This window comes from Rhizobium sp. NPDC092011 (genome assembly GCF_044756305.1).
In the GTDB taxonomy this organism is placed as follows: domain Bacteria; phylum Pseudomonadota; class Alphaproteobacteria; order Rhizobiales; family Rhizobiaceae; genus Rhizobium.
Genome location: NZ_JBIVSO010000001.1, coordinates 541,319 through 558,684, shown reverse-complemented (window position 1 = coordinate 558,684; position 17,366 = coordinate 541,319). Strand labels below are relative to the sequence as shown.

Here is a 17,366-nt window from a genome sequence, read left to right as displayed (position 1 = left end):
GCATGAAGCAATGTGTCTTAGTTCTTGGCAGCTGGAATCCATGATGCCGTTGCCGCGTCGCTTTTCAGGAAGGCGGGAAACTTCTGCTGCAGCTCCTCGACCGTGCCGATCTTGTTGCTGACCAGGTCGTCGCGAGTGATGAGCGTCGGCTGGAGGAGAACGGAACGGCCCGGGAACTGACCGGCAATGGCAAGCGAGACGGCGCGGACGGAGACTTCGCCGACGACGGCGGCGTTGGTCGCTGCAGTCGCGACCCAGGCACTGTCCGGTTCGACCATCAGCTGGATGTCCGCAGTGGAGGTGTCTACGCCATAAATCTTCACTTGGCTCGACAGACCGAGTTCGTCGATGGCGAGTTTTGCGCCCTTCGCGAATTCATCCCAGGGTGTGAAGATCACCGAAATATCCGGATGGGCGCGCAGCACCGCCTTGGTCTGATCGGCGACGGATGCCGGAACGGTGTCGTTGACGACACCCCAGACGGCCTTTTCCTTTAAATTGTGTTTGGCAATGAAATCCTTCCAGACGGCGTAGCGGCGGTCGAGCGGTGCGAAGCCGGCGACGTAGACGGCGCCGCCCGTGAAGCCTTCGCCCTTATCCTTGACGGCCTGGTCGAGGACGAGCCTGGCCATGTCCTTATCGCTCTGCTCGATCTGTGGCACCTGTGGATTGTCGAGGTCGACGTCGTAGGCAACAACTTTGATGCCCTTGTCGAGGGCTTTTTGCGCGATGTCCTTGAGGACTTCGGGGCGGCCATTGTTGATGATGATCCCGTCGACGCCGAGGTTGATGGCCTGCTCGATGAGATTGCGCTGCGTGTCGTTGTCGTTGCGCGCCTGCGAAACCGTGATGTTGACACCGAGTGCATCACCCTGCCGCTTGACGCCGGCCTCGAAGGCCTGCAGCCAGTCACCGCTGCCGAGGAAGCTGACGACAGCGATGTTGACCGTCTTCTTGTCGAAGGGAGCAGGCGCACCGGGGATGCCGGCAGCCGATGCGCCTGTTGTCAGAAGCGAGCCGGCGATGAACACGGCTGCGATCGAGGTGAACAATTTCTTCATTGAAAATCCATTGAACTTTAGGGTTGGAGTGAATGGTGACGCCGTTGTCAGGCGTTGCCGCGGCTGATGCCATAGGTAAGTGCAAGCGCACCGACGAGAACGGCGCCCTTGATGAAGTCCTGCGTGTAATAGGGCGCGTTCAACATGGTCAGGCCATTGAGGAGAATGCCGACGAAGACTGCGCCGATCGTCGTTCCCAGCACGTTCGGCCGGCGCAGACCGAGGACAGCAAAGCCGATGAGCGAGGCTGCGACGGAATCCATCAGCAATGATGCGCCGGATGAAACGTCGCCGCGTCCGACGCGCGCGGCAACAATGATGCCGCCGAGCGATGCGAGAATGCCCGATAGCACATAGGCGAAGGTCTTAAGGCGGGCGACATTTGCTCCCGCAAGCCGCGTTGCGGCTTCGTTGCCGCCGGTTGCATAGAGGAGACGCCCAAGGCGTGTGCGCTCGGTCAGGACGTAGAGCACGAGCGCGACGACCAGCATCAGAATGACGGGCAGGGGGATGGTTCCGAACAGGCTCGACCTGCCGATGGTCAGGAAGGCCGGGTCGACCTTGCCGGTTGCCGTGACCCCGCTCGGAAGGATCAAGCCTACGGAGATCGAGCGGCCGGCTGTCGGGATAAGCTGCAGACCGGTCAGAAGAAACATGGTGGCAAGGGTCGCAAGCAGATCCGGCACCTTCAGGCGGACGATCAGAAAGGCATTGGCGAGCCCGACGAGTGCACCGAAGGCAAGCACCAACGGGACGGTCTGATAGGCATTGAGATCGAGGACGATCATGGCGTAGCTGGCGGCCATGACGCTGGAAGCGGCAACCGCACCGACCGACAGATCGAAACCACCGATCGCGAGCGTGATGGTGACACCCGCGCCGATAATGGCGACGACGGAGACCGCCTGCAGAATGCTCATCAGATTGTTGATGTTGATGAAGACGGGCTGCGCGAAGCTGAAAATGAGGATCAGGACGAAGAGCAGGAAGAAGACCGCGCCTCGGCGCACAAGCTCCTTCAGCGAGAGCGTCTCGCTTGCCGGCTTTTCTTTCCCCCGGATCTGGGCAGTCCCTTCACTCATCTGACGTATTCCTCATTTTGCCTGATATCAGCAATCGCGGGAGCGACGTCTTTCAAGCTGTGATGTTCCATGACGAGCACTCGGTCGGCGACTTCGAGTGCTTCTTCCGGATCGGATGTTGCGATCAAGGTAGCGCGGTCGCTGTGGGCGCGTATGGCTGCGATAATGTCCTGGCGGGCTCCGACATCGACACCCTGGAAGGGCTCGTCGAGAAGCAACAGCCGGCTCGGTTCGGCCTCCCAGCGTGCGAGAACGACCTTCTGCTGATTGCCGCCCGAAAGCGACCAGACCGATGCCGCCGGCCCGGATGCCTTGATGCCAAGGCGGCCAATGGCCTTCTCCCCCTCGCGGGTCTCTCTCCCGGAGAACAGGAAGCCGGAGGGATACCATTGCTTCAGATGCGGTAGGCTGATCGTGGCCGCAATGCTCTCCCCCGGCCAGTCTGATGGCATGAGGGAAGAGCGATGACGGTCCGCGGCGGCCATGACGACACCATGTGCGATGGCCTCGGCCGGTGAGCGCGGTTTGTAGGGTTTGCCGTCCAGCAGCGCTTCGCCGGCGGCAAAGCGTTCTATTCCGAAGAGTGCCGAGAGCAGCCGGCTCTTGCCTGCCCCGAGGACGCCTGTGATTGCTATGACTTCGCCGGCATGAAGCGTGAGATCAAAAGGCACACTGTCGGACAGAAGCCTTACGCCTTGAAGCTTCAGGACTGTCCGGTCGAACTGCTCGCGGCGATGTGGGCGCGCCGCTTTCATCGACCGGCCGATCATCGTTTCGATGGCCGCGTCAAAGTCGATCGGTCGTGCAAAGGCGCCGACATTGCGGCCGCCGCGCAGGATGACGACCCGATCGGCCAGCGCGTCGAGGTCGGCGGTGCGGTGGGAGATGTAGAGAATGCTGATCCCGCGTGCTTTCAATTGACGAACGATCTCGTAGAGCCGTGCTGTTTCTCTCGCCGAAAGGCTCGCTGTGGGCTCGTCAAGGATCAGCAGCTGCGCTTTGTTCGATAGCGCGCGAGCAATGGCGACCATCTGTCGATCGGCGGTTCCAAGATCGCCGAAATCGCGATCTAGCGGCAGGTCGAAGCCCGCTTCCTCCAGGATCGCGGCAGCTCTCTTTCGGACCGAACGCCTCGACAGGAAGAAAGGTTGTCGCCCGTCCACGAACTGATTGAGCAGCAGCGCATCCGCGACCGAAAGCCCCGCGACGCCGACAACATCAGTGGACTGATGCACAGTGACGATGCCTTGAGTCACGGCCTGTGCCGGGCTGTCGGCACGATACTGCTCGCCGTTCCACAGGATGCTGCCCGAATCCGCGGAGTGGATGCCGGACAGGACCTTTACCAGCGTCGATTTACCGGCGCCGTTGGCTCCCATGAGCGCGACGATCTCGCCCTTGGCGATTGTCAGAGATGCATCCGCCAAGGCTTGCGTCGAGCCGAAAGCGCGGGACAGATTTTGGACGGTCAGCAGGGTCATGGAGGCATATTCGGTGAAAGTCTGCCACACTCGTAAGCTTCTGCTATCCGATCACAAGGGCGATCTTCCTTTCATCACCTATTCTATGGAAAAAATTTTCTATTTCCGCTTATGGCGGCGTGGGCGAGCGCAAGACGGGCTGTCGGTATAGGCATGTCTCGGCCGCAGCGACACTGCTTGGCTGATTAGGCAAGACGGAGATTATAGCGGGAAAACGGGCCTTTGCCTCGCTTAGGCGGGCACCCGGATGGAAGGAGAGCCCGGCGCAGGCTTCTGCGCCGGGCTACACTGTCGCTAGTTGATCGAGTCGAGATTGACGCCCTTGGTCTCGCGCACGAAGATCAGGCCGATGACCAGGGTCATTGCGGCAATCGCGATGGGATACCAAAGGCCATAGTAGATATCGCCCTTGGCAGCGCTCATCGCAAAAACAGTCGCCGGAAGCAGGCCGCCGAACCAGCCGTTGCCGATATGATAGGGCAGCGACATGCCGGTGTAGCGGATGCGGGTCGGGAACATCTCGACCAGAATGGCGGCGATCGGGCCGTAGACCATGGTCACATAGATGACGAGGATCGTCAGAATGAGGATGGTCAGCGGCCAATTGATGGCTGCGGGATCGGCAACCATCTTGAAGGCGCCACCCTTGGCAATGGTGTAGACGGGCATGTCAGTCGCGCCACCCGCCTGGTCAGCCGTCAAAAGCTTGGCCTTGACCAGATCGGCAACCGGCGTGACGGCCTTCTCTCCAGCCCGTACCGTTGCGGCATTGAGCCCGAGTTCAGGGTTTGCAGCAATGAAGGCATCGAGCTTTGCGTCCGGGACCTTGATTGGGTCGCGCGCCAGCGGGAAGCCGGATTTTTGCAGGGCAAGGTTCATGTCATGGGCAAATGCTGCCCCCTTGGCCGTCGCGTCCTTTCCGGCGGCGGTCGCATCGTAGGATGTCACGGTAGCATCGCCGACCTTGACGGTTGCCGGCTGGCCTGCCGGGCCTTCGGCGATCGTATAGGGAACGGATGATTTCGACAGGAAGGAGGTGGCGATGTCGCAGGAGTTGTTGAACTTTGCCGTTCCCACCGGATTGAACTGGAATGTGCAGTCGCCAGGAGCTGCGGTCACGGTGGCGCGGACCGTTTGTTCTGCCTGTGCAAGTGCTGGGTTTGCCGCGTTCGTCAAGGCCTTGAACAGCGGGAAGTAGGTCAGAATCGCAAGCAGAAGGCCCGCCATGATGATGGGCTTGCGGCCGACCTTGTCGGAGAGCCAGCCGAAGAACACGAAGAAGCCGCTGCCGATCAGCAGGGCGATCGCGATCATGATGTTGACCGACTGGCCATCGACCTTCAGCACGTTCTGCAGGAAGAACAGCGAGTAGAATTGACCGGCATACCAGACGACCGCCTGACCGGCGGTGAGGCCTAGCAGCGCGATAAGCGCAATCCTTGCATTCTTCCATTGGCCGAAAGCCTCGGAGAGCGGAGCCTTGGAGCCCTTACCCTCTTCCTTCATTTTCTTGAAGGCTGGGGATTCGCTCAGCGACATGCGGATCCAGACCGAGATGGCGAGCAGAAGGCAGGATACGAGGAACGGAATGCGCCAGCCCCAGGCGGCGAAGGCATCCTTGCCGACCGCATTCTGAACGATCAGGATGACGATCAGCGACAGGAACAATCCGAGCGTCGCCGTCGTCTGGATCCAGGACGTATAGTAGCCGCGCTTGTTGTCGGGCGCATGCTCGGCGACATAGGTGGCCGCGCCGCCATATTCGCCGCCGAGCGCAAGGCCCTGCAGCATGCGGAGGATAATGAGGATGACAGGAGCGGCGATGCCCCAGCTCGCTGACCCAGGAAGAACGCCGACCAGAAAGGTCGAAAGGCCCATGATCAGGATCGTGACAAGGAAGGTATATTTGCGCCCCACAAGGTCGCCGATCCGCCCGAAGACCAGAGCGCCGAATGGCCGGACGAGGAAGCCTGCCGCAAAGGCGAGCAGGGCGAAGATGTTTCGGGTTGCCTCCGGATAATCGCTGAAGAAGGCCGTGCCGATAAAGGCGGCAAGGGATCCATAAAGATAGAAGTCATACCATTCGAACACTGTTCCGAGGGATGAGGCGAAGATGACCTTCTTCTCCTCCCTGGTCATGCCTCGACTCGTCGTCTCGGCCACGGACGTGGTTGCCATTGCTCACTCCTCCCAATTGCACCAGGGACATCGCCAGTCGATCTGTCCGATATCCCCCATGATGGATTACGCAGGACTTTCCGGCCGAATGGGCGCGGAATGTCGCGCCAGTGGGTGCTCTCCCGATTTCCTCCCCCAGGAGATCACGCAGCTAATGCACCCGTGAGTTTTGGCTAAAAATTGAAAATTGCAATGCCTGCAACTGCTGCGGCTCAGGGAAAACTGTGTGTAAGTATCGCGAAATACGAATATATCGGCAAGCGGAGCCGTTGCGCCCTATTTACGCCGGAAAGGACGGTGCCAGGCCGCCGCATAATGCGCCGCGCCCGGCAAAATCAGAGCATATCGATTCAAGCCGTTTGCAGCCTGATTCACGCCGCCTGCAGCCGCAGGCGTTGCATGGGCGGAAAGGCGAGCGCGATGGCGGCCGCACCCAATCCCACCATCGACGATCCAATGAAAAGCCAGGAATAGTTGCCGAAGCTATCGAATATCCAGCCGCCGATCAGCGGCCCCGCTGCCATGCCGATGCTCGACAGCATCGATGCGGCGCCGAAGACGGTGCCGATCACCCGCGGTCCGAAATATTCGCGGGCAAGCACTGCGTAAAGCGGCATGACGCCGCCATAGGCGCTGCCGAAGACGACGGCCAGTGCATAGAATTGGCCAAGTTCGCTGACGCGCAAATAGGTCGCAAGCGCGATAGCCTGAACCAGAAGTCCCGCAATCAGCACAGGCTTGACCCCCAGCCGATCGGCAAGCGTGCCATAGAACAGGCGCCCGCCAAGACCGGCCAGACCCTCGACGCTGTAGATGCTGACGGCCGCCATCGGCCCCACGCCACAGATCGTCGCGTAACTGACCATGTGAAAAATCGGGCCGGAATGGGCTGCGCAGCACGCAAAGAAGGTGGCACCCAGGACGAGGAATTGCGGCGAGCGGAAAATCCGGCCCAGCGGCAGGCTCTGCTCCGCCATCTGACCGTTCTCGCCGGTTTCCTCCGAAGGATCGGGTGCCCGCTTTACCAGCAGCGCTGCCGGTATCAGGAGAACCCAGGCCATGATCCCGATCAGAAGCATGGCGAAACGCCAGTCATAGGTGGAAATCAGGTAGCGGGCGAAGGGTGAGACGGTCATTGGAGCGACGCCCATGCCCGCCGACACCAGCGATACCGCGAGGCTTCTGCCTTTCTCGAACCATGCGGTCGTTGCTGCGATCATCGGCGCGAAGAAGGCGCTGGCTGCAAGCCCGACCAGAATGCCATAGGTCAATTGGAACTGAAGAAGCGAAGCGGCGCGGCTTGCCAGCACGAGCGCAAGCCCAAGCAGCAGCGCGCCGATGACGACAACGATACGGACACCGAAGCGATCGCTCGCAGCGCCCCACGCAAACGCCCCCAGCCCCATCACGAGAAAGTTCAATGTCATGGCGGCGGCGATGCCGGCATGTGACCAGCCGGTATCGGCGGCGATCGGCACCTGAAAGATGGCGAGAGAAAACATTGTGCCAAGCGCGACACAGGTCATCAGCGCCCCGGCGCCAACGATCACCCAACGATACGACGAACTCATCTCCCAGCTCCTCTTCAATGGTTCGACCCTCGACGGGAAGTATCCGCTATCCGTCTTTTGCAGCCCGTCTCAGCAAAGACGACCGCGCTCTCCAGATTTCGACATTGTCGCCTGAAAAATTTCTCGATAGCCGAAAACAGCGTATCGCCATTGCGCGCATCGGCAAGGCAATTTAATCTTGGGCTCATATAAGGCTGCTAAGGGTGCCGCCTCGATATTGGAGACCTGCTTCGTTGTTGCAGCGTAAGCGCGAGCAGGTCCGAATGGCATGCAAGCTTGACATGATACAGAAGCAGATCTTCACAGTCATGAGGCGGCATATTCAATGGCTCATATCGTCATCATCAATCCGCGTTTCGAAACGTCCTATTGGGGCATGGAACATGCACTGCCGCTGTTCGATGTGAAGGCCAACCTGCCGGTGGCCTGCCTGCCGTTGCTTGCGGCGCTGACGCCTTCGGAACATACCGTCACCCTGGTCGACGAAAATATCGAACCGATAGACTTCGACCTCTGCGAAAAGGCCGATATCGTCGCACTGACGGGGATGATCGTCCAACGTTTCCGAATGACGGAAATATTGACCGAACTCAAACGACGCGATTGCTTTACCGTCGTCGGCGGGCCTTGGGTGACGGTCAAGGAAGACTATTTCGGCAATCTCGTCGATGTCTCCTTTATCGGCGAGGCCGAAGAGACTTGGCCGCAATTCCTGCTCGAATGGGAGGCCGGCAGCCATGCACGGCGCTACGAACAGTCCGACAAGACGGATATGAGCAAGGTGCCGGTACCGCGCTTCGACCTTCTGAAAATGGACGAATACGCGGTCGGCAGCGTCCAGTTCTCCCGAGGCTGTCCCTTCACCTGCGATTTCTGCGATATCATCGTTGTCTTCGGGCGCAAGCCGCGCATCAAGCAAAGCGCCCAGGTCATCGCTGAAATGGAGGCGCTGCTGGCATCCGGCATGGATACCGCCTTTATCGTCGACGACAATCTGATCGGCAACAAGAAGGCGATCAAGGAGGTTTTGCGCGATGTCGTCGCCTGGCAGGAGCAGCATCATTACCCAATGACCTTTCTGACAGAGGCGTCGATCGATCTTGCCGACGATGCCGAGCTGATGCAGCTGATGGTCGACGCCAATATCCGGGTAGTCTTCATCGGCATCGAGACGCCGAACGAAGAGGCGCTGCGCGAAACCAAAAAGCTGCAGAATCTGCGCAAGGGCGGAACGATGCTGGAGAAGATCCACAGCATCCAGCAGACCGGCATGGAGGTCTGGTGCGGCATGATCCTCGGCTTCGACAGCGATGACGCGACCATCTTCGACGCGCAGCGCGTCTTCATCAAGGATGCGCGCATTGTCAACGCGATGATCGGCATGCTGGCCGCTATCCCGAAGACGCCGCTCTATGCGCGCCTTGCCAAGGAAGGGCGGCTCGATCACGACGACCCGCCCGCCTATGGCACCAACGTCATTCCGCTCAATCTTTCCCGCGAAACGCTGCGGGATGGGTATCTTTCGGTGCTGAGCGACCTGCATCAGCCGTCCGCCTATTTCGACAGGCTTGACGCACTCTACATCGATGCCAACATCAAACCGGAAAGCTCCCGCTTACGTCATCTGCGCCGTCACCCGTTGCGGCTGCTCGCGCTCAATGCAACATGGTCCTTGGAAGCGATCGGCATCTTTGTCCGATTGATGCGTCGCGTGAAGGAAGCGGATCTGCGTGCCGTGTACCGTCAGCGGTTTTTCAAGCTTTTGCGGCATCGGCGATCTCCTGTCATTCTGCAAATCTACGCGATCAAATGCGCCATGCATTACCACGCCCATATCATGGTCCAGCAGATGCGAACCGGCGGCGGGATCGTGAACTCGTTTTGACCGACTTCGAGGTGCGGACGCCGAGCTGAGGATGGCGCCTCCCGTGCATTTCCATCTCGGTTGTCGCGCCGTTGCTCGGGATACTGCTGTTGCATCTGCGCAACACATTTTGCGAGATATTTGCAATTCGAAATTGTGGGGGTTGCCGATCGTCTGATCTTGCGTATTATCTGCTCGTCCGCAAATCAAATACAGGAGGCGTGAAATGCATCATCAGCAAATGTTTACAAACGCCACTGGCGGAATGATCTCGATGACCTTGGTGTGCTCGGCACCAAATTCTCGACGACTCTATAATTAAAGCTCTAAAAGGCTTTATCTGCTGCCATCAGGCGCATCCCCATTAAACCCATATGACTTGCTACGGGAATAATTTGACTCGTCGTTGACGTGTCAGCTCCTGAGGCCAGTCGAGCTTCAAGAGGACCTGGCGGCTTAATTGCGCCGGGAAGGATAATGACGTCTTCACAATTATTGGTTGCCGAAAACTTAACGGCAACGGTCGATGAACTGTACCAGAAATTCGGTGCGTGGAGGACTGCACGTGCCTTGCTGTTCGTCATCTGGCGGCAGCGGCAAACGCTGAAGCAGGTAGCCGAACTCTCCGACTACCAGCTTCGCGATATCGGTCTTCCCGAGCGGCAGAGCACCTCGCGCTCTCCGCATTTCATGCCGCCGCATCTGCGCCGCTTCGATTGATTCGGAGCGGACGCCGATGAGCGGTTCCCGGCAAATTGCCGACCGAAATGACTGGTTCAAGCAGTGTCCCTTGCCTGTAAAGCCGGGATGCGGAGAACATTGTTCGCGGAACAGAACGATGCGATTTTGTGCGCCAAGGCTTACATTTAAGCTCGTTCCAGTCACAATCCCGACAGGGGAAGGCAAGCAATGCTTTCCCCTGTCGATTTGCGAGTACTGATCCCTCACCCTTGCGAGCTTTTTGACGATAGATCCCTGCTTCGGTCGCTGAAGCCTCGGCTCGACAAGGGGGTCGCAATGTTCTCGCAATCCGCCTATGCAATTCAGGCATTCTTTGCGCAGAGGTGGGACATTGCGAATACTGCTGCTTGAGGACGAGCCGGAGATGGCATCCGCGCTGTGTAGCGCGTTGCGAGCCCGCGATGCCGTTGTCGATCATATGATAACGCTTGCGGATGCGGAGGAGGCAACAAAGGTTGCCGTGTACGATGTCATTCTTCTGGACAGGCAGGTACCCGATGGCGATGGCCTGTCGCTCATTCCTAAACTTCGTTCAAATGGCGTAAGTGCCCCTGTTATCGTGTTAACGGCGCGCGGGCAGCTCGACGACCGCATAGATGGGCTCGATACCGGAGCCGACGACTACCTCGTCAAGCCTTTCGCCGTCGAGGAGCTTCTTGCACGATTGCGCGCCGTCATGCGCCGGCCGGGCGATGTTCGCGCCGAGGTGGTTAGTCTCGGGCGGATGTCTTACGATTTCGGGTGCCGGGAGGCGCACGTGAATGGCCGCCGGTTCGATTTGCCGCGCCGGGAATTGCTGGTGCTCGAGACGCTGGCCCGCCGCATCGGCCGCACTGTTCAGCGACACATGCTCGAAGAGGCCGTCTATGGGTTTGAAGACGATATCCAGTCCAACTCACTCGATGCCCATATTTCCCGACTGCGGCGCAAGCTCATCGACGCAGATGCCGGCCTCGAAATCCATCCGGTGCGTGGTATCGGCTATCTCCTGAAGCAGACCTCATGAGTGCGGGCCAGCCTTCGCTGCGATGGCGTCTGGTGCTGCGGCTCGCCTCGTTGCAGGCGGTGCTTCTGAGTATCCTTGCTATCCTGATCGTCGCAGCCCTCTGGATGACCGGAAGCGTCATCTCGCTTCAGCCGGAGGACGAAACCATCGATGCGATCGCAGAGTCGATCGAGCGCGCAAGTGACGGCACACTTGCTATCAAGGTTACGCCGGCACTCGAATCGCGTCGCGCGGAACTGCCCGATCTCTGGTTTGTCGTGAGAGATCGCGCCGGCTCGATGATAACAAGCGGGAAGGTGCCGCAGGTCTATGCAGGCATCGGCGGCACTCTCGACGGCATCGGCCAGGCGCGCTTCGGCAGCAACTTCGGTGGAGACATCGTTCCGGTCGCGCGGCTCCAATGGGTCGGTTCGCCGGCAGGCAAGATACAGGTTTTGACGGGTGTCGACGGTAGCGTCTCGCCAACGCGGGTGATTGCCGCGACCGGTCTCGTCTTTTTCAGCACTCTCCTGCCGCTGCTCGTCGTGACGGCGGTTGCGACGGTGGTGGCGGCACCGCTTGTGGTTCGCCGCGCTTTTTCGTCGCTCGATTCCGCCGTAACCCGCGCTGGACAGATCGATGTCGATCGACAGGGAACGCGGCTGCCCATCGAAGACGTTCCCCGAGAGATCCTGCCGCTTGTCGAAGCGGTCAACGATGCGCTGAGCCGATTGGATGAGGGCCACGAGCGCCAGAAGCGGCTTTTTGCCCATCTGGCGCACGAGTGGCGCACCCCCGTCGCGATCCTGCAGGCGCGTCTCGATGGTCTCCCTCCCGGCCCGCTGAAGGAGAGGATCTTCGAGGACACCGTACGGCTTGCGACGCTGGCGGAGCAGTTCCTCGATCTGCAACGGCTCAATCATCGATTTGAACCCACGCCGGTCAACCTCGTCGATGTGGCGCGTCACGTCGTATCCGAACTGGCGCCGCTTGCGATCGCCGCCAACTACGAGCCTTGCTTCCATGCAGAGGAGGACGAGGTTGAAATTATTGGTGATCGCGTCGCCCTCGAGCGCGCAGTTGCCAATCTCGTGCAGAATGCGATCCAGTATGGCGGCCGGAAGGGCACGATTACTGTCGATGTCAGCCGGGCAACCGGGATTACCGTGACGGATGAGGGCAAGGGAATTCCAGCCGACGAACGCGCGCGCATCTTTGAGCCGTTTCATCGGCTTACCGGCTATGGCAAGGGCTTCGGTCTTGGCCTCAACCTCGTGCAGGAGATTGCCAGGCTTCATGGCGGGCAGGTCTCGGTATTGGAGGGGCCGACCGGCGGTGCGGCCCTTCGACTGAGTTTCCCGTCGGCGGCATAGGCCATTACGTGGCCGATCGATGCAATGTTCCCGCAATCGGCGCGACGGTAGGATTCTTGAGCAACAGTCGAATCTCCAGGACCGCACGGACGGGAACAGATGTCCAACACGTCATTATTTATGCGAACTCTCTTGAGCAATCCGCGCATGGTGGGTGCAATAGCGCCATCAGGGGCAATGCTTGCCGACCTTATCACCAGCGAGGTGAACTCGGCTTCCGGACCCATTCTCGAACTTGGGCCGGGAACAGGCGTTTTCACCGAGGCGCTGCTTGCCCGCGGCATCCGGGAGAGTGACCTTACCCTGGTGGAATTCAGTACGGATTTCGCGGTCATGCTGCAAAGGCGCTTTCCCGATGCCCGCGTTTTGTGCGCCAATGCCGTAAGGCTCGGTACCCATATCCCCCGGGAAAGCCCTCCGTTCGGTTGCGTGATCAGCGGCCTGCCCCTTTTGAACATGTCGCCAAGAGCAGTCGTTGCGATCCTCGATGGTGCGTTGTCGCGCTTGCGCGAGGGCGGTGCGCTCTACCAGTTTACCTACGGGATGCGCTGTCCCGTGCCGCATCGACTGCTTGATCGCTTCGGCTTCAAGGCGACGCTGCATGGACGGGTGCTACGCAACTTTCCGCCCGCGCGCGTCTATAAGATCGTCCGGCGAAGGCCGTTGAGGCAGGCGGTGGCCACGGCATGATCAATCAAGCAGACGTCCTCGATTTCCTGCCGGCCCTTGCGGCATGGGGCCTGCTCGGCCTGGCTCTTTGTTCCACCGTAGAGAAGCTGATACCTGTCATTCCCTCTGGCGGCATGCTCATCATGCTCGGGATGTTCGGCGTATCCAGCCTGAGCGATATGCCGGGCGTCGTCGCCGTTACGGCGGCGGGATCAACGGCGGGTTCGTTGTTCTGGTATATGCTGGGTCGATGGTTCGGCCCCAAACGCGGCGATGCTCTTGTCCTGCAGATGGAAAAGCGTCTTGGCGTGCAGTCCGGATGGTATTGGCGGCTAAAGGACGGGTATCGTCATCACCGGTTTGGCGTCACCTTTGTCGGCCAGATCATTCCGGTTGCGAGGGTCTATCTCGCCTTTCCCGCCGGGGCGCTTGCCTTGCCAGCAATACGCTTTGCGGCCGCAACCTTTTTGGGCGCAGCCCTCTGGAACACGCCTTATCTCCTATCGGGTTACATGTTGCGCAGGCACATGTTCGATCAGGACATCGCATTGCCTGCGGCCTTCGCCGCGATCATGCTCGCCTATCCGCTGCTGTTCATGGGGTATCGTCTCAGCCGGCCAAGCCGCGATGCGGCTCGGCCGTGAGCGATCACTAAACCCTCAAACGGTCAGCATTGCATAGATAACGCCGCCGTTCTCACCGCGCGTGACGGCGCTGCCGGTGATCGGGTGCTTGACCTTATCGACGATCGATTGGACATCCCGGTCGGTTCGCCAGATCAGCGGCCAATTCATGAAGGTTTCCATGTAGCCTTCAACGCCGATATCCTGGGCAAAGTTCGCGAGAAGGAATTTGCCGCCCGGCTTCAGCATCTGCAGGCAACGTTCCGTCAATTTCACGGCAACGCTTTCGGCCAGATAATCGTAGAGCCCGGCTGCATAGATGAAATCGAATGTGCCAAGCTTCTGCGCCCGCCCGAGGATGGTGCGGACGGATCCGTTTACCGCTTCGATGCAACTGCCATGGAAAGCAGAGCTGACGGAGCCGACGCTGATGGGGTCCTGGTCGAGTGCGACCCAGCGTCCGAGCTTGTCGCCCTTCAAGGCATCCGAGCGCTCGGCTTCGCGCAGGTGCCCGGCTGCGATTGCCAGGATTTCCGCATTCGGCTTCTCGCTGGCGACGGCATCGACATGCGCGGCGAGAAGATCACGCCGTTCGCGCACCGCGACTGCCGATGCTGCCTGTCGCGTGAAATCATAGATTTCAGCCCCAAGCGGCGACGCTTCTTTCACTTGGGCGTTCACTGCGGGGTGCTCGTAGATGAAATCCAGCAATTGGGCATCACCGCTGTACCCGCGGGGCTTTTCGAAAGACCATCGGGTCAAGGGATCTTGAAGCAGGAAGGACGAGACTGGATGCATCTGCGCCAGAGAAGCAAGGTGCGTCCAGGTCAGAGGCGTCACTTTGTTCTTCAGCACCTGCAACCGTTCGGTCAGGGCTTTCATGATGCCTTGAACGGGGGCGTTCGCTTCGAATGCCTGCTGGGTCAACGATAGAATGAGGGCGAGTTCGGCTTCGCCCTCCTTAGTCTGGTCGGTTGTAAAATTGTTAACCGTTGATCTCGCGTGTTCCGAGATCGACTGCGCGGTCACAAGGCTATAGCCATCGAGAGCGGTTTGAAATTGTTTCAATTTTAAATGATTCCGTGAAGACTATGAAAACCATATCTCACATAAAATGTGAGCGCTATGGTTTTGTTAATGTCACGGTTGCAACGCTGTCGTTATCAAACGAAGCAAATTAGCAGCCCGGTGAAGTGAGCATTTTGTTCGGTTGAGCGATGCAAAGTGAACTGCGGTGGACATGAAGTCTCGGCTAACTCGGATGATGGTGAACATGCGTCGATTGTCGAGAGGAAGCGATCCTGACCGGGGAGGGCCACGCCGGACGAGCGACCCTATCGGGTTGCGCGCTCTCTATAGGGATTACAGCAACGAGGCGCGCCGTGCCGTGGCCCGCAGCGGGCTTTGGCTTGCCGTGCCCGTCTATGTTCTTTTCCTGATAACCGACCTGATCTTCATTCCCGACGTCTCACACGTGACGATTCCGGCGCGCTTCCTGATCGGCAGTGTCTCGCTGCTGGTCCTCGAAATCCAATTCGCACGCCAGCGCCGTGCCGGCGAACTTGAGGCTACATGCGCAGCCGCGGTGGTTCTTGGCTATATCGTATGGCTGGTGCCGGCGTTGCAGACTGCCAATGCCGAGGCATTTTCCTATTACGCCGCTTTCGGCGCAATCTTCATGATGGGCGTCAATCTGTTCTTCAGCCTCGAATTCAGCCTAGCGGTTGCCTCTTCGGGGCTGATCTTCGTTTCCTTTCTGTTGTCGCTCACTCAGTTCCACTACAGCCTGGCCTATTGCCTGGCGTTCACGACCTTCTATTCCTGCTGCTTCGTTTTCACATCCTACGTGAACTGGAAGCTGAACAACGAGCGCTTCAACGTCTTTCTCAACGCCAGGGAGGCCGAGCTGCAGCAGCGCCAGGCCACGGAGCGAGGCGAGGCCCTCTTGCGTCTGTCGATCACGGACTCGCTGACCGGTATGGAGAACCGAAGAGCTGCCGATATCCGCCTCAAGCAGTTCTGGGAGCGCTGGCGTCAGGATGCAGTGGCGTTCGCGGTTCTGCTGGTCGATGTCGATTTCTTCAAGAAGTACAACGACTATTATGGCCATCAGGAAGGCGATCATTGCCTCGTCACGGTCGCCAATGCCCTGTCGGATATCGTTGCCCCGCTGGGGGCTACGGTGGGGCGGTACGGCGGCGAGGAATTCATCGTCATTCTGGATCTGGATCGCGGCGCGGAAGCTCTGGCTTTGGCGCAAGCCATTTGCGAGGGGATCGAAGCCCTCGACATTACCCACGCGCAGCGGCTGGACGGCTTCCGACACGTTACCGTCAGCGTCGGAGCGACCATTACCAGGGAGCTTGCCGGCACAAAACTGGAGAACATCATCAACGAGGCCGACCGCGCCCTCTATTCCGCCAAAGCCAGCGGCCGGAATTGCGCGAGGATATTCGACCCGAACGAACTTCCGGGCGGGGATGCGAGTGAGAATATCGCGGCCATACTGAAAATTGCGATCCAACAAAACCTCGTTTCGCTGGTCTATCAGCCGATCCAGTACATGCAGACGGGTGAGATCGGCGCGTACGAAGCCTTGATGCGGCTGCAGCTTCTCGACGGATCGAGCTCGTCGCCGGCGGTTTTCATTCCGATAGCGGAGCGCACGGGCGCTATCATCGAGCTTGGCTATTGGGCGATCAGAAGAGCATGTTGCGATCTGCTTTCGCGCGATCTCGTGGAAACCGTCAGCGTCAATGTTTCTCCGATCCAGCTGCGCGCGCCCGGCTTCGCAGCGCAGGTCGCCGCAATCCTGGCCGAAACGGGTATCTCGGGGCATAGGCTCGCCTTCGAGATCACCGAAGGCGTCGAGATGGAAATACGCCCGGACGTGCTCGACAGCATTCAGGATCTGAAGAGACTCGGGATCAAATTCTGGCTCGACGATTTCGGGACCGGATTCGCCGGGCTTTCCTGGCTGCGTCTGATGGAATTCGAAACCGTCAAGATCGACAAGTCCTTCCTTCACGATGCGGTAAATAGTGAGGGCGCGAAGGTCCTGCTCGAGGACATTATCGGCCTCGTACGCAACCGCGGACATCGGATTCTGGTCGAAGGCGTCGAGGATGAAGAGCAGCTCGATCTCGTCAAATCCTTTGGCATCGACGCCGTTCAAGGATACCATATCGGCCGGCCGGCCCCGCCGCTCAAACATCCAATTGTCTCAAGGCGGACGGAGCGCCGGCGGTGGCAGGCATCGGCTTGAGCCGGCACGAGGACAATCGCAAAGGCGACGAGTATGTCGAGTGCCGATCTTTCTGAAATCTATCGAGGCTACATTGACTGCCTGAATCGGCAGGATTGGTCGAGCCTTGCCAATTTCGTCCATGACGATGCTCGCTACAACGGCGACTACATAGGACTATCCGGCTATCGCGAGATGCTTGAAGGGGACTTCCGCGCGATACCCGATCTTCACTTCAATATCGTTTTTCTGGTCTGCGAGCCGCCGCGCGTTGCCAGCCGCCTCTATTTCGACTGTGCTCCGAATGGAATGCTGTTCGAAATGCCGGTAAACGGCAAAAGGATCCAGTTTACGGAGAACGTCTTCTACGAGTTCTCGGAGGGGCGCATCCACGACGTCTGGTCGATCATCGACAAGGCGGCCATCGCCGCTCAGATTGAGGCTCCATAATCGTAACCGGCCCGCAGGTTATTGTTCGGGGGTCAGGTGAGGCC

The 17,366-nt window shown here is 59.3% G+C and carries 14 protein-coding genes; 8 read left to right on the top strand and 6 right to left on the bottom strand.

The features are described from left to right. Positions 1 to 17: 17 nt before the first annotated feature. The 5 genes from ACIQJ2_RS02785 to ACIQJ2_RS02765 form a co-directional block, all read right to left on the bottom strand. Positions 18 to 1,061: a substrate-binding domain-containing protein gene (locus ACIQJ2_RS02785; RefSeq protein WP_400665913.1), complete on the bottom strand. Its 1,044-nt coding sequence runs from the start codon at positions 1,059 to 1,061 to the stop codon at positions 18 to 20. 47 nt (positions 1,062 to 1,108) lie between these two features. Continuing rightward, positions 1,109 to 2,143 carry an ABC transporter permease gene (locus tag ACIQJ2_RS02780; protein ID WP_400665915.1) on the bottom strand — a complete coding sequence of 345 codons (1,035 nt, stop codon included), beginning with the start codon at positions 2,141 to 2,143 and terminating at the stop codon, positions 1,109 to 1,111. Then, complete coding sequence (locus ACIQJ2_RS02775) at positions 2,140 to 3,624, bottom strand: sugar ABC transporter ATP-binding protein (RefSeq protein ID WP_400666816.1); 1,485 nt, start codon at positions 3,622 to 3,624, stop codon at positions 2,140 to 2,142. Before ACIQJ2_RS02775 ends, ACIQJ2_RS02780 begins: the two co-directional genes overlap by 4 nt. Before the next feature lie 294 nt (positions 3,625 to 3,918). Then, positions 3,919 to 5,802 carry an MFS transporter gene (locus ACIQJ2_RS02770; protein ID WP_199145620.1) on the bottom strand — a complete coding sequence of 628 codons (1,884 nt, stop codon included), beginning with the start codon at positions 5,800 to 5,802 and terminating at the stop codon, positions 3,919 to 3,921. Between the two features lie 371 nt (positions 5,803 to 6,173). Continuing rightward, positions 6,174 to 7,373, bottom strand: a complete 1,200-nt coding sequence (locus tag ACIQJ2_RS02765) for an MFS transporter (RefSeq protein ID WP_400665918.1) — start codon at positions 7,371 to 7,373, stop codon at positions 6,174 to 6,176. 325 nt (positions 7,374 to 7,698) lie between these two features. Between ACIQJ2_RS02765 and ACIQJ2_RS02760 the strand changes: the two genes are divergently transcribed. The 6 genes from ACIQJ2_RS02760 to ACIQJ2_RS02735 all read left to right on the top strand — a co-directional run bounded on the left by ACIQJ2_RS02760 (position 7,699) and on the right by ACIQJ2_RS02735 (position 13,649). Next, entirely contained in the window at positions 7,699 to 9,258 is a 1,560-nt protein-coding gene (locus tag ACIQJ2_RS02760) for a DUF4070 domain-containing protein (protein WP_199145624.1), read from the top strand. A gap of 456 nt (positions 9,259 to 9,714) precedes the next feature. Next, positions 9,715 to 9,957: a DUF1127 domain-containing protein gene (locus ACIQJ2_RS02755; protein ID WP_199145626.1), complete on the top strand. Its 243-nt coding sequence runs from the start codon at positions 9,715 to 9,717 to the stop codon at positions 9,955 to 9,957. Positions 9,958 to 10,309: 352 nt separating this feature from the next. Next, positions 10,310 to 10,984, top strand: coding sequence for a response regulator transcription factor (locus tag ACIQJ2_RS02750; protein WP_400665921.1), 675 nt, complete (start codon positions 10,310 to 10,312; stop codon positions 10,982 to 10,984). Beyond that, positions 10,981 to 12,336, top strand: coding sequence for a sensor histidine kinase (locus ACIQJ2_RS02745; protein WP_400665923.1), 1,356 nt, complete (start codon positions 10,981 to 10,983; stop codon positions 12,334 to 12,336). Before ACIQJ2_RS02750 ends, ACIQJ2_RS02745 begins: the two co-directional genes overlap by 4 nt. A 147-nt stretch (positions 12,337 to 12,483) precedes the next feature. Then, on the top strand, positions 12,484 to 13,026 hold the full coding sequence (locus ACIQJ2_RS02740) for a class I SAM-dependent methyltransferase (RefSeq protein WP_400665925.1): 543 nt from the start codon (positions 12,484 to 12,486) through the stop codon (positions 13,024 to 13,026). Continuing rightward, positions 13,023 to 13,649: a DedA family protein gene (locus tag ACIQJ2_RS02735; RefSeq protein ID WP_400665927.1), complete on the top strand. Its 627-nt coding sequence runs from the start codon at positions 13,023 to 13,025 to the stop codon at positions 13,647 to 13,649. The genes ACIQJ2_RS02740 and ACIQJ2_RS02735 overlap by 4 nt, the downstream gene beginning before the upstream one ends. A gap of 15 nt (positions 13,650 to 13,664) precedes the next feature. Here the strand turns inward: ACIQJ2_RS02735 and ACIQJ2_RS02730 are convergent, their stop codons facing one another. Continuing rightward, complete coding sequence (locus ACIQJ2_RS02730) at positions 13,665 to 14,696, bottom strand: class I SAM-dependent methyltransferase (RefSeq protein ID WP_400665929.1); 1,032 nt, start codon at positions 14,694 to 14,696, stop codon at positions 13,665 to 13,667. Positions 14,697 to 14,892: 196 nt separating this feature from the next. On the opposite strand from ACIQJ2_RS02730, the gene ACIQJ2_RS02725 reads away from it, so the two are divergent. Continuing rightward, complete coding sequence (locus ACIQJ2_RS02725; RefSeq protein ID WP_400666817.1) at positions 14,893 to 16,893, top strand: putative bifunctional diguanylate cyclase/phosphodiesterase; 2,001 nt, start codon at positions 14,893 to 14,895, stop codon at positions 16,891 to 16,893. Positions 16,894 to 16,926: 33 nt separating this feature from the next. After that, complete coding sequence (locus ACIQJ2_RS02720) at positions 16,927 to 17,322, top strand: ester cyclase (protein ID WP_199145634.1); 396 nt, start codon at positions 16,927 to 16,929, stop codon at positions 17,320 to 17,322. The last annotated feature ends 44 nt before the right edge of the window (positions 17,323 to 17,366 follow it).

What these genes read in the sequence shown, in the direction of transcription:
- ACIQJ2_RS02785 (WP_400665913.1), bottom strand. Translation starts at nt 1,061, where the DNA reads ATGAAGAAATTGTTCACCTCGATCGCAGCCGTGTTCATCGCCGGCTCG.
- ACIQJ2_RS02765 (WP_400665918.1), bottom strand. Translation starts at nt 7,373, where the DNA reads ATGAGTTCGTCGTATCGTTGGGTGATCGTTGGCGCCGGGGCGCTGATG.
- ACIQJ2_RS02740 (WP_400665925.1), top strand. Translation starts at nt 12,484, where the DNA reads ATGGTGGGTGCAATAGCGCCATCAGGGGCAATGCTTGCCGACCTTATC.
- ACIQJ2_RS02735 (WP_400665927.1), top strand. Translation starts at nt 13,023, where the DNA reads ATGATCAATCAAGCAGACGTCCTCGATTTCCTGCCGGCCCTTGCGGCA.
- ACIQJ2_RS02760 (WP_199145624.1), top strand. Translation starts at nt 7,699, where the DNA reads ATGGCTCATATCGTCATCATCAATCCGCGTTTCGAAACGTCCTATTGG.
- ACIQJ2_RS02780 (WP_400665915.1), bottom strand. Translation starts at nt 2,143, where the DNA reads ATGAGTGAAGGGACTGCCCAGATCCGGGGGAAAGAAAAGCCGGCAAGC.
- ACIQJ2_RS02755 (WP_199145626.1), top strand. Translation starts at nt 9,715, where the DNA reads ATGACGTCTTCACAATTATTGGTTGCCGAAAACTTAACGGCAACGGTC.
- ACIQJ2_RS02720 (WP_199145634.1), top strand. Translation starts at nt 16,927, where the DNA reads ATGTCGAGTGCCGATCTTTCTGAAATCTATCGAGGCTACATTGACTGC.
- ACIQJ2_RS02770 (WP_199145620.1), bottom strand. Translation starts at nt 5,802, where the DNA reads ATGGCAACCACGTCCGTGGCCGAGACGACGAGTCGAGGCATGACCAGG.
- ACIQJ2_RS02745 (WP_400665923.1), top strand. Translation starts at nt 10,981, where the DNA reads ATGAGTGCGGGCCAGCCTTCGCTGCGATGGCGTCTGGTGCTGCGGCTC.
- ACIQJ2_RS02725 (WP_400666817.1), top strand. Translation starts at nt 14,893, where the DNA reads ATGGTGAACATGCGTCGATTGTCGAGAGGAAGCGATCCTGACCGGGGA.
- ACIQJ2_RS02775 (WP_400666816.1), bottom strand. Translation starts at nt 3,624, where the DNA reads ATGACCCTGCTGACCGTCCAAAATCTGTCCCGCGCTTTCGGCTCGACG.